This window comes from Microbulbifer sp. VAAF005, assembly GCF_030012985.1.
Lineage (GTDB): Bacteria > Pseudomonadota > Gammaproteobacteria > Pseudomonadales > Cellvibrionaceae > Microbulbifer.
Genome location: NZ_CP120233.1, coordinates 2,211,341 through 2,223,651, shown reverse-complemented (window position 1 = coordinate 2,223,651; position 12,311 = coordinate 2,211,341). Strand labels below are relative to the sequence as shown.

The following is a 12,311-nucleotide window of genomic DNA, read 5'->3' as shown; positions in this document are numbered from 1 at the left end:
TGAATGAATGTGCCGATAATAAGATATAAACCGTAAAACTGTGCCATAAAGCGTTATTTTGTATGATTGGGCGAGGCGGGGACTGAGTGATGACTGAAGGATTAAGCAAACTGGATAGGGCAATACTCGAGCTGTTGCAGGCTGATGCGACCCTGTCAGTGGGGGATATTGCCGAGCGGGTTGGGATGTCCAAGTCGGCGTGCTGGCGCCGCATTCAGCGTCTTGAGAGTGAGGGGGTGATTTGCGACAGGGTTACCCTCCTCGATCAGCAAAAACTGAACTTGCCGCTGACGGTCTATATTTCAATTCGTACCAACCAGCACAATGATCAGTGGGCCGCCCGTTTTAGCGAATTGGTACAGGGGGTGGCTGAAATTCTTGAGGTCCATCGTATGAGTGGAGATTTGGACTATCTGATCAAAGCGGTAGTCACCGATATGCCTGGCTACGATCGTCTCTATAAGGAACTGATCAAAGCCGACCTGTTTGATGTCAGCTCCAGTTTTGTTATGGAGACGATGAAGCAGACAACCCGTCTACCACTTAATCATGCATTGTCCAAATAGGGGTGGACTCTAGCCGCGTCGATTACTCCACCAGTGGCGCAATCGGGTTTCTCCCAGGGCGCTGTCACCCGGGGGGCCTTAAGACTGTTGCGAATCTCACTCCAGGCGTTGGAGTTCAACCACAGGTTCAGGGCGAGTACCACCAGCATAGTGGTGATAGAGCCGAGCCCCGCTAGCAGCATGTCTTTCTGCGCATCCCAGATGTCTCCCTGAGAGCCGAGGAAGGCTGCGCCCAATTCTGGAGAGACAGCTTTTGCCGCTTGCCACTCGATGATTTCGTAGATTGATGAGAGCGCAAAAGTCACGTCTACCGGGAAGAAATAGGCCCAGAATCCACGCAGCTGAGCCAGGCGCACAAGAACCTCTCGCACCGGGTAGGCCAGGAGAAGGCCAAAGCTGAAATGCACCAGGCGGTCGTACATATTGCGATCGGAGCCCAGCCATTCCTGCAAGGTGTAGCCAAAAGGCGTTTCGGCATAGGTATAGTGAGAGCCGATCACATGAAGGCACATGAAGATGGTGATCAATGTATAGGAGATATTCGATAAGGGAAAACTCCGTGCACTGATCAAAATGACCGGTAGAGCGGCAAATACCAGATAGTTCTCAAGCAACCAGTCATCGGGGTGCAGGGGGTTCCAGGCAGACCAGGCCCAGGTAATGGCAAATGTGGTCAATAAGAACAGGCGGAACCAGTGTTGGCGAAGGAAAATCTGCATATGTTTGGCGCCTCTACGTCGGGCTAGAGATTGGCGCCAGGATACACCATTGGAGGGGAATAGGAATTGCGTTGAATTACGGTCCGCTAATGCAATGCCGCGCGGTGTGGGAGTGCGGCAGTAATCGCGGCTTCCTCGTCGAGTAATTCAGATAGCCTCGCTTCCACTTTTTCGCGGGGAAAGTACTCCAGGGCGAGTTCGACAAATAGTTCGTGGTGGCGAGCTTCACTATCGGTGATGACCTGGTAGAAGGTCTTCAGGGGGCCAGATGGCAGTGCCTCAGCCACCAGTCCAAAGCGCTCGCACCCCCGCGCTTCGATGATCGCTGCGGTGAGCAGGCGGTCCATCAAGTATTCATCTGGCCCCTGGCGAATCAGTTGGCGCAGGGTGTTGATATACGGATCTTTCGCATCCGGTGCCTGGTAGATCCCTCGATCATGCATAATCTTGATAACCTGGCGGAAGTGGTTCATTTCTTCCAGTGCCAGGTTGATCATGGCTTCCACTAAAACGGGCTTGTCGGGATAGTGGGAGAACATGGATACCGCCATGCCGGAGGCCTTTTTCTCTGCGGCAGCATGGTCCTGCAGGAATCGATCAAAGTCGGCGAGCACCACTTGAGCCCAGGGTTTGGGGGTGTGAAATCGCAGTGCAAACATAGTCGATGGCGGTTAGTGCAAAGCGTCAGTATACCGCCACCGTGTCACTGCTCTTAGGCGTTATTGCTCCGGGGTAGAGTCAGCTGGCAATTCTGCGCTCGCGAACCTCCCGCTCTTGTTGAGTAACAATTCGGGCCTGTTCCAGGGACATGCCGGCCTTTGCGTGAGGGGTGGGCTTGCCATTTGCGTCCAGCGCGACAAAAACAATTTGGTCCACTTGCACAATCAGCTGTTGTGACTGTTTGTTGCGAACCTCGCAGTGGACTGTGAGCGAGGTTTGGCCGATACCAACCACCTCGAATCCAAACTCCACCACATCACCGCAGCAAGCGGAGCTGACGAAGTCAATTTCCGACATCAGTTTGGTGACCAGCATTGGAGTACCCATCTGGCAGCCGGCAAAGATTGCTGCTTCCTCATCAATCCAGGACAGTAGCTGTCCGCCAAACAGGCGCTGGGCGGGATTGAGGTCTCCGGGTTTCACACAGTGTCGCGAATAGTATTTCACTCTGACCTTCCTAACTTACTACAGGTTTAACAACGCTCGAGCCATCCCTGGCTTGCTGTATGACAGCGAAAAGCTTCCTTCACTGGTGAGACTGCATACAGCGTGCCAAGCCAGAAAAAGCGCGGTTGATGAATTTTCCTGTGGAAATATGTCAATTAGCCCTTTTGTGGCACCGGCTTGGCGCGACATTAATCACTGTAGCCCCTTTTATGTGCAGGAAAGTCAGGAAATATCGATTTCCTGTTTGGGTTTTGAGCAGGATGTGGCGCTTTGGCCGGGATAGTAGATATTTTGGACGTCATCTATCGATTGTGGGAAATACCGCTATGGGACTCCTCGGCGACAGAGATTAGAATGGCCCACGAACCTGACCCAGGCGTCGCACTCTCGACCTTGGGTTGATAGTTCTCCGGAGCGCCACCAGCGTATCTGTAATCAGGTAACAACGATTCCCAAAAGACGAAGGGAGAGACTGTAAGGATGATCATCCAGCCGAAAGTACGCGGTTTTATTTGTACCAATGCCCACCCGCAGGGCTGCGCTGCTAACGTACGCGAGCAGATTGAGTATATTCAGTCCCAGCCAGCGGTTGAAAAAGGGCCCAAAAAGGTACTGGTGATAGGTGCCTCCACAGGCTACGGCCTGGCGTCACGAATTACAGCTGCTTTTGGTTGCGGCGCAAGTACCCTGGGTGTTTTCTTCGAGAAGCCGCCTACTGAAAAGCGCACGGCTTCTGCGGGTTATTACAATTCCGCAGCTTTTGAGCAGGAGGCCCACAAAGCGGGGCTTTACGCAAAGAGTATCAATGGCGATGCTTTTTCTGATGAGGTGAAAGCCCAGACTGTAGAGATGATCAAAGAAGACCTAGGTCAGGTTGATCTCGTGGTTTACAGCTTGGCATCCCCGCGTCGCACAGATCCGAAAAGCGGTGAGCTGTATAGCTCTGTACTCAAGCCTATTAACAAATCTTACACTGCCAAGAATCTGAACACTGACAAGCTGGAGATCTCCGATATTACTTTGGAGCCGGCCAGCGACGAAGAGATCGCAAATACCGTCAAGGTTATGGGTGGTGAAGACTGGGAACTGTGGATGCAGGCCCTCGGTGATGCCGGGGTATTGGCTGATAACTGCAAAACTGTGGCTTATACCTATATCGGTGAAAAGTTGACCTGGCCGATTTATGGTCACGCGACTATCGGTAAAGCTAAAGAAGATCTTGATCGCGCGGCAAAAGCGATCACCGATAACGGTAAGGCTGCGGCTAACGTTGCTGTTTTGAAGGCGCTGGTTACCCAATCCAGCTCTGCTATTCCGGTAATGCCACTCTATATCTCTCTTGCGTACAAAATCATGAAAGAAGAGGGGACTCATGAGGGCTGTATCGAACAGCTATACCGCCTCTACACTGAGGGGCTCTATACCGATACTCCACGTCTCGATGATGTGAACCGTTTACGTATGGACGAGAAAGAGCTGCGCCCTGAGACCCAGGCGAAGATCGAAAAGTTGTGGCCAGAGGTAACTGCTGAGAACCTGTTTGACTTGACTGACTTCAAGGGCTATCAGGCGGATTTCCTCAAGCTGTTTGGATTTGGTGTTGATGGCATTGATTACGATGCAGACACCTCACCCATGGTAGATACCAAATTCGGCTGATTTTATGCGGGACTCCATTTGGGAGTCCCGTTTCCCCTTCCGTAACGCATTCCTACAACTCTTCCTAGCAAAGCTGCATAATCCGGTTTTTCGGTTTATGGGGGCTCTTCAATGGAGTATCGCCAACTCGGCACCACCAACCTTAAGGTCAGCCAGATCTGCCTGGGCACCATGACTTATGGTGAACAGAATAATGAAGCTGAATCCGCTGAGCAGCTCGACTATGCAATATCTCAGGGGGTTAACTTTATTGATTGTGCGGAAATGTATCCCGTACCGCCACGGCCAGAAACACAGGGCCGAACCGAGGAATATATCGGTAACTGGTTGGCTACACGAGGAGGCAGGCACCAGGTTGTTGTCGCAACTAAAGTGGCGGGCCGTAGTGCCGCCAATTCAGGTGTCGGCCATATTCGCTCGGGTCCCCGTCTGAACCAAGAGCAGATTTTGCAGGCTTGTGATGATTCCTTAAAACGGTTGCGCACTGACTATATCGACCTCTACCAGGTCCACTGGCCTGAAAGGCAAACTAATTTCTTCGGGCGCCTGGACTATACCCACGGCAGCGACGATGGTGTGTCTTTAGCTGAAACATTGGGCGCACTCGAGGAGTTGGTCGAACAGGGCAAGGTTCGTCATATCGGTGTTTCCAATGAGACCCCCTGGGGTATGTTTGAGTACCTGCAACAGTCGATTGCCTACGGGAAGCCAAGGATTGTATCGATTCAAAACCCCTACAGTCTTTTAAACAGGGCTTTTGAAGTTGGCTGCGCTGAAATTGCTATTCGCGAGAGGTGTGGCCTATTGGCGTACTCCCCCTCGCATTTGGGGTTCTTTCGGGCAAGTATCTGGGGGGAAGGAAGCCTGAGGGTGCACGACTTACCCGCTATGATCGCTTTCAGCGCTACGCTGGAGAGCGAACCCTGGCTGCGACCCAGGCCTATGTGGATTTGGCCCGGGAGTTTGGCCTGAACCCGGCGCAGATGGCACTGGCATTCGTGAATCAGCAGCCATTTGTCACTTCAAATATCATTGGCGCCACAACTATCGAGCAATTGCGTTCCAATATTTCCAGCGTTGAAATTACCCTGGACAGTGAGCAATTAGCGGCTATCGAAGCTATACACCAGGGGAATCCCAACCCGGCGCCCTAAATGGGCAAAGGCTGAATTCTATTGATGAAAGCCTGCGATGCCTCTGAAAATCCTGAAGGAATAATGCGGAATGAATCAGGGGCTGCCCAACTATAATTGGGGTAGTCGCCATGAAAATATGGCTGCCAGAATAGATAGCGGTAATCGTTATGGAAACTACTGGACATCACACACTGAAGGACCTGTTTTCCCAGTTGGGGCTGGCGTCTGAAGATGCACAGATCCATGAATTTCTGGTCACGCACTATTTGCACCGCCATGAGAAGCTTTCCGCCGCTTCCTTCTGGAGTGATGGGCAGCGAGAGTTCCTGGAGAATGCCATCTTGGATGATTCGGATTGGTGTGTCGCAGTGGATGAGTTGGACACCCTGTTAAGGCACTGACCTCCTGTGGCAGTTACGCGGTCCCCGCTCTCTTCGCATAGGGTATACTACGTCGTTTTCAACCGACTTAGGTTGCGCCTCGGCGCCACACCCTGATATAGATCTGATGGAAAAACCCCGATTTCGCGCGGCGCTGCTGCACCCTCGCTACTGGCTGACCTGGCTGCTTTTTGCACTATGGTTTTTGATCGCGCAATTGCCCTATCACTGGCAGTTGGCCATGGGCCGTGCGTTTGGCCGCCTAATGCTAAGAGTAGCTACCAGCCGGCGCACGATTGCTGAACGCAATCTGGCGCTGTGCTTCCCCGAGCTGGGGGAAGATGAGCGAGCTGAGCTTCTTAGGCGTAATTTTGAGTCCAGCGGTATCGCCTTGATGGAAACCGGCATGGCCTGGTTTCGCTCTGCAGCGTGGCTACGGAAACGCTTTACCTTTGAAGGGCTGGAAGCCCTGCAGGCCATCCAGGCCCAAGGCCAGGGCGTTCTCCTGATGGCCATGCATTTCACTACCCTGGAAATCGGCGCCGCCATGATGGGGATGAGTATTACTCTCGATGGCATGTATCGGCCGCACAAAAATCCGGTTTATGACTACATGCAGCGCAAAGGGCGAGAGCGCCATACTGAGAATGGCAGTGTTTATCAGCGTAAAGATGTGCGCGGGGTATTGCGAGCCCTGCAGCGCGGGCGTGCGGTCTGGTATGCTCCAGACCAGGATTACGGGATTAAGCAGGGGATCTTTGCTCCTTTCTTCGATGTTCCGGCGGCGACTGTTACGGGAACCTCACGGTTCGCCAGGGTCGGCAAGGCCAAAGTGGTGCCCTATGTGGTGACACGACTGGATGATGGCTCAGGTTACCGTTTGAAGATTTACGATCCTATTGATCAGATCCCTTCGGGAGATGAGCTGCAAGATGCCATTTTGGTGAACCAGTTTATCGAAGCGCGTATTCGCGAGGCCCCAGAACAATACATGTGGGTGCATCGCCGTTTTAAGACCCGTCCTGAAGGGGCAGAAAACGTGTATCACGGGGTACGCAAAAAGAAAAAGAAACGCAAAAGAGTGGCGAGCTAGTCGCACTGGCGCAGATACCCTGGCCTAAGTAACATACTGAACTGACTCTGGCGGTGGTATTCCGGGTGGAGTGCAAAAAATAAGGAGTGAGGATGTTAACCGGTAGTATGGTGGCCCTGGCCACCCCAATGTACGCAGACGGAAGCCCGGATTGGGACAGTCTGCACAACCTCGTTGAGTGGCATATCGAGCAGGGGACCCGAGCACTGGTTGCGGTGGGGACTACCGGTGAATCTGCAACCTTGGACTTCAATGAGCATATTGAGGTTATTCGACGTGTTGTGGACCAAGTGGCAGGTCGAGTGCCAGTGATTGCTGGAACTGGCGCAAACTCTACTTCTGAAGCGATTGACCTTACAGAGAATGCCGCCCGATGTGGTGCAGATGCCTGCCTGCTGGTTACACCTTATTACAATAAGCCCACCCAAGAAGGCCTCTACCAGCACTATCGTGCGGTGGCCAAAGCTGTCTCCATTCCCCAAATTCTCTACAATGTTCCCGGCCGCACAGCAGTAGATATGCTGCCGGAAACGGTACAGCGCCTGGCGTTGGTCGGCAATATCGTAGGCATCAAGGAGGCCACCGGTGATTTGGAGCGGGCTAAGGTTTTAATAGATACTCTGCCCGAAGGGTTTGCCGTTTACTCTGGCGACGACAGTACTGCGGTTGAACTAATGTTACTGGGTGGTCATGGAAATATTAGTGTAACCGCTAATGTGGCCCCCGCAGCAGTGGCCCAAATGTGTGAAGCGGCGCTGGCCGGTGATGCGGTGACTGCGCGGACAATTGACCAGCGAATACAAATATTGCACAAAGTGCTGTTTTTGGAGTCCAACCCGATACCGGTGAAATGGGCTCTCCGGGAGATGGGCCGTGTCGACGGTGGAATACGCCTGCCGTTGACGAGTCTATCCCCTGAGCACCACGGGACAGTGCGCGAAGCTCTGCGTAGTGCCGGTGTACTCTAAATCCGCGAACTGAGAATTAACCAGGATAGCTTTAATGAAAAAATTGACCGTTGGAGCCGGGCTCTTTATCTCCAGTATTACGCTGGCAGGGTGCGGTGTGTTCGGCAACGATGGCTATTTCCGCGATCGCAGTAATGATTACCAGCATGCCGATAGCCTGACTCCTCTAAGGATACCTGAAGGTGTTAATACCAAGCACCAGGAGGAGCTTTATGAGATTCCCCAGATTGCAGGGGAGCAGCTGGCCCAAGGTAGTTTTGAAGTTCCGCGCCCACTGGCGATTTCCGTAAATGCGGGTCTGGAAAGAGTGAAAATTCAAAAACTCGGCGCGAATCGCTGGGTGCTGGTATCCCAGCCTCCCGAAGAAGTGTGGCCCCAGTTGCACCAATTCCTTCGGAGCTCAGGCTTGCGTATAGAAATGTCAGATGCCAGCGCGGGGGTTATGGAAACTGCGTGGATGGCCTTTAAGGAGAGCCCGGATACTAAAGACAAGTATCGATTGCAGGTGGAAACTGGTGTTCAACCGGATACTACAGAAGTCCATGTGCGCCACCTTTCCGTCCCTTCATCTGCCCCGGTTGGTGGTAGTGTCAATTGGCCAGAGCGTTCCTCCAGCCCTGAGCGTGAAGGCTGGATGATCGATGAAATGTCTACAGCCCTGGCATCTGAAACTGCAGCTGCGACTGCATCTCTGGTAGCCCAGGCTATTGGTAACAGTGACCTTAAGGTCCAATTGAGAGAGCCCGTTGGTCACGAGCCCTATATCGCGATGGGATTGGAAATGGAGCGGGCCTGGGCCACTGTCGCTCATGCCGTTAATTCAGGTGCCTATCGCTTGCACCGTGAAGATTCCGATATCGGTCTTTTTTATGTCACTTACGATGAAGATCGTGCTCATGCTTCTGATGAAGAGGACAGCGATGGAGGTTGGTTCTCCTGGGGCAGCAGCAAGAGCGACGAAGATGAGCTGGCGGAGAGTGCCGATCAGGTAAGCCTGCAGCAGATTTTGGCTGGAATTGATCTGACGGAGGGGGCTGAGCCCGCTCTATTCAAGGAAATCAAAGGGCTGGGAGTAGGGGCTACTACTGATGAAGCTTATCCCGGTTACCTGATTGTTATCCGTGGTAATGATGATGAGATTGAAGTCCGGGTGCGCGATACTCGGGGACAGCCGCTTTCAAAGAATGAAGCCTCCCAGCTGCTTCAATCTATCCAGCAGAACCTTATTTAATGGGCCTGCGCTTCGCCTCTTTGGGAAGCGGCAGTAAAGGCAATGGAACAGTGGTCGCCAGTGGCGACCACTGTCTTTTGGTTGACTGCGGTTTTACCATCAAGGAAACCGAGCGCCGTATGGCGCGGCTCGGTATGTCTCCCGCTGATATCTCTGCAATTGTGGTTACCCACGAACACAGCGATCACCTCTCTGGTGTAGGTCCACTTGCGCGCAGATATGGCCTGCCTGTCTACCTGACGCCCGGTACTTTTAAGGCGCGTGATATTGGTAAGTTACCAAAGTTGCACTTAATTGAGGGGCATCAGCCTTTTGTTGTCGCCGATATTGAAGTAACCCCGGTCGCGGTTCCCCACGATGCCCGAGAGGCGGCACAGTTTGTGTTTCGCTGTCGCGGTAGCAGTCTGGGCTTGTTGACGGACCTGGGGACTATCACCCCTCATGTTGAAGCGCACTTTGGAGATTGTGATGCCTTGGTTCTAGAGGCAAATCACGACCCTCTGATGCTCGCTAAAGGACCCTATCCACCTTCGTTGAAGCGACGCGTTGGGGGTGCCTATGGGCATCTGAGTAATCAACAGGCTGCTGGCTTTCTACAGCGCGTTGGCTATGAGCAACTACAGCACTTGGTAGTAGCTCATATCAGTGAAAAAAATAACAGCCTTGCCCTGGCAAAGGAGGCCCTGGCAGAGGTTGCCGAAGCAGTGGAGAGCTGTATTTTTGCCTGTCAGCAGGAAGGGTTTGACTGGCTTACAGTGGAGAGCCGAAGCTAAGGTCTCTATCTATTCCCAGCTTATATCTGTTTAAATGCGACAAAATTATTTGTCGTATTTAAACGGGGTGGGCTATGGAAATACTGCTGGTTTATTTGTTGGTCGGTGCCGCTGCTGGAACTATTGCCGGACTATTTGGCGTAGGTGGTGGCCTGATTATTGTCCCTGCCTTGGTTTTTGTTTTCACCGCTATGGGGATATCCCCTGAAATCCTCACCCACATGGCTGTGGGTACTTCCCTAGCAACAATCATTATCACTTCAATCAGTTCAGTGCGCGCCCACAACAAGAAAAAGGCGGTGGACTGGAAGATCTTTGGGGTTATGGCTCCAGGCATTTTAATCGGTTCTTGGGCAGGTGGCGCCACTGCTGAATTACTCCCCGGTGCTTGGCTGCAGCTGTTGATCGGCGTCTTTGCGATCGTGATTGCGGTGAGGATGTGGCTTAGTGGTGCCCGGCACGATCAATTAACGGAAGGGGATGGCAATTTACCAGGGTCGTCTTTATTGCTATCTGCAGGAGGGGTTATAGGCTGGGTATCTGCGATTTTTGGTATCGGTGGGGGCTCACTAACCGTTCCATTTTTATCCCGTTGCCGGGTGAAGATGCAACGTGCGGTTGCTACGTCGGCGGCTTGTGGTCTTCCCATTGCGGTTGCGGGTGCGCTGAGCTTTGGTTTCCAGGGCTGGGGCAATCAGCTTCTACCAGAATGGAGTAGTGGCTATGTGTACTGGCCTGCGTTTTTTGGAATTGTTGTCACCAGCACGTTTTTTGCCCGCTTTGGTGCCAATCTTGCCCATCGCCTTTCTCCCAAAATGCTTAAGCATTGCTTTGCCATTTTGCTGTTTATTATTGGGGCGCGGTTTATCTGGCTGAATGTCGGTCTGTTACAAGGCTTGCTTTAGGCGAGGGAAAATAAAAAAGGCCACTGCATAGCAGTGGCCTTTTTTTGAAATACAGCTAAGTATTAGGCCGTTTTAGTAGAGCTTTCAGCTGTCGCAGTATTCTGGGGTGCTTCTGAGTCAGTCTCCCAGTACTTGGACTTGAGACTGATCAGGGCCAGGATGATACCCACTCCGATTGTGAACAAGCTGATTTGCAGGAACAGGTTTGGCATCTCAGCAACATTGTTCGGATCAAAGTTACCTGACAGAAGACCGGCAAAGAGGTTGCCGATAGAGTAAGTCAGAACAAAGACACCCATCATCTGGCCAGCAAAGCGGCGAGGAGAAAGTTTACTTACTGCACTCAGGGCCACCGGGCTCAGGCAGAGTTCACCGACAGTGTGCAGGAAGTAAGTGGCTACCAGCCAGTAAGGAGCAACTTTCAGGCCCGCTGCTGCGTATTGAGCGGCAAAGAACATTACCAGGAAGCCACTGGCCATGATGATCAGGCCAAGTGCACATTTCAGCCCATAGGATGGGGTGATCATGCGTTTGCCCAGGTTAATCCACAGCGCGGCAAAGAAGGGGGACAGGGTAATGATAAAGATGGAGTTAAAGCTTTGTAGCCAGGAGGTTGGCATTTCAAAGCTGCCAATCAGGCGATCTGTGTAGTCGCGGCCGAACAGGTTCAGTGAGGAGCCCGCTTGCTCGAAGCCCGACCAGAAAAAGGTAGAGGCTACACAGACTAGGAATAGCGCCCACATTTTCTTTTTCTCTGATCCGCTCAGCTGGCCGCCAAAGTAGATAAAGCCAAAGTAGGCAAGGAAAGTCAGGGTGAAGGCTACAGCTACGTACTTGGCTATTTCTACCGGGTTGATGGTGATAGTGCCATTCATCACCAAGCCAGTAATCACTGCAACACCGACTACGACAGCACCAATTATGCGCCAAGCCAGTTTTGCCTTTTCTGGCGAAAGTGGGTTCTCGGGATTGAGGCTTGCGTCCCCCAGGTTGTGAATAGTGCGGCGATACTGGATCAGGCCAATAGCCATCCCTACAGCAGCGGCACCAAAGCCCCAATGCCAGCCGACATTTTCACCAAAGTACCCGCAGACGGCATAACCGATGATTGAGCCCATGTTGATGCCCATATAGTACAGTGCGTATCCGCTGTCGCGGCGAACATCATCTGGTTGGTAAAGATGTCCAACTGCTGCACTGATATTGGGCTTGAGGAGGCCGGTGCCGGTAGCAACAAGAATCAAGCCTATAAAGAAGCTCCAACTGGTTGGGATAGCGAGCACAATATGGCCACACATAATGATGATGCCGCCGTACCAAATGGTGCGTTGCCCTCCTAGTAGGCGGTCTGCAATCCAGCCACCGGGCAGGCCTAGGAAGTACACGGCGCCAGTGTAGAGCCCATAAATAGCTCCCGCTGCTGCAACGGTAAAGGCCAAGCCCTCTTCCTGAAGACTGGCTGTCATAAACAGCACAAGCAGGGCTCGCATACCGTAGTAACTCATCCGCTCCCACATTTCGGTGAAGAAAAGTGTAGAGAGCCCTTTGGGGTGGCCAAAAAAGCCAGCGTCATTTTGATGTGTATTTGACGACATAAGCTGAAATTCCAGTTGTTATAGCTCTAGTGCAATATGCTGGTGCATATCAGGAAGGCAGCCTGGCTAAGGAACTCGCCCTGTGATCAGCCAGGTAATTCATCCGTGTGACAGAGTAC

General features: G+C 52.5%; 12 protein-coding genes and 1 pseudogene. 9 read left to right on the top strand and 4 right to left on the bottom strand.

The annotated features are described in order from the left end of the window. Positions 1 to 89: 89 nt before the first annotated feature. Positions 90 to 566, top strand: a complete 477-nt coding sequence (locus tag P0078_RS09735) for an Lrp/AsnC family transcriptional regulator (RefSeq protein ID WP_282934191.1) — start codon at positions 90 to 92, stop codon at positions 564 to 566. Here the strand turns inward: P0078_RS09735 and P0078_RS09730 are convergent. From P0078_RS09730 to P0078_RS09720, 3 genes are all read right to left on the bottom strand, one after another. Continuing rightward, positions 548 to 1,285 (bottom strand): DUF2238 domain-containing protein, encoded by a 738-nt coding sequence (locus tag P0078_RS09730; protein ID WP_282934190.1) that lies wholly within the window; start codon positions 1,283 to 1,285, stop codon positions 548 to 550. The genes P0078_RS09735 and P0078_RS09730 overlap by 19 nt on opposite strands. An 86-nt stretch (positions 1,286 to 1,371) precedes the next feature. Then, complete coding sequence (locus P0078_RS09725; protein ID WP_282934189.1) at positions 1,372 to 1,944, bottom strand: tRNA-(ms[2]io[6]A)-hydroxylase; 573 nt, start codon at positions 1,942 to 1,944, stop codon at positions 1,372 to 1,374. 79 nt (positions 1,945 to 2,023) lie between these two features. Continuing rightward, entirely contained in the window at positions 2,024 to 2,452 is a 429-nt protein-coding gene (locus tag P0078_RS09720; RefSeq protein ID WP_108731868.1) for an acyl-CoA thioesterase, read from the bottom strand. A 480-nt stretch (positions 2,453 to 2,932) separates the two neighbouring features. On the opposite strand from P0078_RS09720, the gene fabV reads away from it, so the two are divergent. The 8 genes and pseudogenes from fabV (at position 2,933) to P0078_RS09680 (ending at position 10,597) form a co-directional block, all read left to right on the top strand. Beyond that, entirely contained in the window at positions 2,933 to 4,111 is a 1,179-nt protein-coding gene (fabV, locus tag P0078_RS09715) for an enoyl-ACP reductase FabV (RefSeq protein ID WP_282934188.1), read from the top strand. Between the two features lie 111 nt (positions 4,112 to 4,222). Further along, positions 4,223 to 5,265: pseudogene (locus P0078_RS09710) on the top strand (NADP(H)-dependent aldo-keto reductase). A 149-nt stretch (positions 5,266 to 5,414) separates the two neighbouring features. Beyond that, entirely contained in the window at positions 5,415 to 5,648 is a 234-nt protein-coding gene (locus P0078_RS09705) for a DUF2789 family protein (RefSeq protein WP_282934187.1), read from the top strand. 106 nt (positions 5,649 to 5,754) lie between these two features. Continuing rightward, positions 5,755 to 6,720, top strand: a complete 966-nt coding sequence (lpxL, locus tag P0078_RS09700) for an LpxL/LpxP family Kdo(2)-lipid IV(A) lauroyl/palmitoleoyl acyltransferase (RefSeq protein WP_282934186.1) — start codon at positions 5,755 to 5,757, stop codon at positions 6,718 to 6,720. 92 nt (positions 6,721 to 6,812) lie between these two features. Continuing rightward, positions 6,813 to 7,688 (top strand): 4-hydroxy-tetrahydrodipicolinate synthase, encoded by an 876-nt coding sequence (gene dapA / locus P0078_RS09695; RefSeq protein ID WP_282934185.1) that lies wholly within the window; start codon positions 6,813 to 6,815, stop codon positions 7,686 to 7,688. A 34-nt stretch (positions 7,689 to 7,722) separates the two neighbouring features. Continuing rightward, the gene (locus P0078_RS09690) at positions 7,723 to 8,919 is read left to right on the top strand and encodes an NlpB/DapX family lipoprotein (RefSeq protein WP_282934184.1); all 1,197 of its coding nucleotides are present in this window, start codon (positions 7,723 to 7,725) and stop codon (positions 8,917 to 8,919) included. After that, a complete protein-coding gene (locus P0078_RS09685) occupies positions 8,919 to 9,692 on the top strand; it encodes an MBL fold metallo-hydrolase (protein ID WP_282934183.1) in 774 nt (257 codons plus the stop codon). The genes P0078_RS09690 and P0078_RS09685 overlap by 1 nt, the downstream gene beginning before the upstream one ends. 74 nt (positions 9,693 to 9,766) lie before the next feature. Further along, positions 9,767 to 10,597 (top strand): sulfite exporter TauE/SafE family protein, encoded by an 831-nt coding sequence (locus P0078_RS09680; protein WP_282934182.1) that lies wholly within the window; start codon positions 9,767 to 9,769, stop codon positions 10,595 to 10,597. A gap of 62 nt (positions 10,598 to 10,659) precedes the next feature. Here the strand turns inward: P0078_RS09680 and P0078_RS09675 are convergent, their stop codons facing one another. Continuing rightward, positions 10,660 to 12,192, bottom strand: coding sequence for a peptide MFS transporter (locus P0078_RS09675; RefSeq protein WP_282934181.1), 1,533 nt, complete (start codon positions 12,190 to 12,192; stop codon positions 10,660 to 10,662). Between the last annotated feature and the right edge of the window lie 119 nt (positions 12,193 to 12,311).

Bases quoted from the DNA above. Each gene is read 5' to 3' on its own strand.
- P0078_RS09735 (WP_282934191.1), top strand. From the start codon at position 90: ATGACTGAAGGATTAAGCAAACTGGATAGGGCAATACTCGAGCTGTTG.
- P0078_RS09730 (WP_282934190.1), bottom strand. From the start codon at position 1,285: ATGCAGATTTTCCTTCGCCAACACTGGTTCCGCCTGTTCTTATTGACC.
- P0078_RS09725 (WP_282934189.1), bottom strand. From the start codon at position 1,944: ATGTTTGCACTGCGATTTCACACCCCCAAACCCTGGGCTCAAGTGGTG.
- fabV (WP_282934188.1), top strand. From the start codon at position 2,933: ATGATCATCCAGCCGAAAGTACGCGGTTTTATTTGTACCAATGCCCAC.
- P0078_RS09705 (WP_282934187.1), top strand. From the start codon at position 5,415: ATGGAAACTACTGGACATCACACACTGAAGGACCTGTTTTCCCAGTTG.
- lpxL (WP_282934186.1), top strand. From the start codon at position 5,755: ATGGAAAAACCCCGATTTCGCGCGGCGCTGCTGCACCCTCGCTACTGG.
- dapA (WP_282934185.1), top strand. From the start codon at position 6,813: ATGTTAACCGGTAGTATGGTGGCCCTGGCCACCCCAATGTACGCAGAC.
- P0078_RS09690 (WP_282934184.1), top strand. From the start codon at position 7,723: ATGAAAAAATTGACCGTTGGAGCCGGGCTCTTTATCTCCAGTATTACG.
- P0078_RS09685 (WP_282934183.1), top strand. From the start codon at position 8,919: ATGGGCCTGCGCTTCGCCTCTTTGGGAAGCGGCAGTAAAGGCAATGGA.
- P0078_RS09680 (WP_282934182.1), top strand. From the start codon at position 9,767: ATGGAAATACTGCTGGTTTATTTGTTGGTCGGTGCCGCTGCTGGAACT.
- P0078_RS09675 (WP_282934181.1), bottom strand. From the start codon at position 12,192: ATGTCGTCAAATACACATCAAAATGACGCTGGCTTTTTTGGCCACCCC.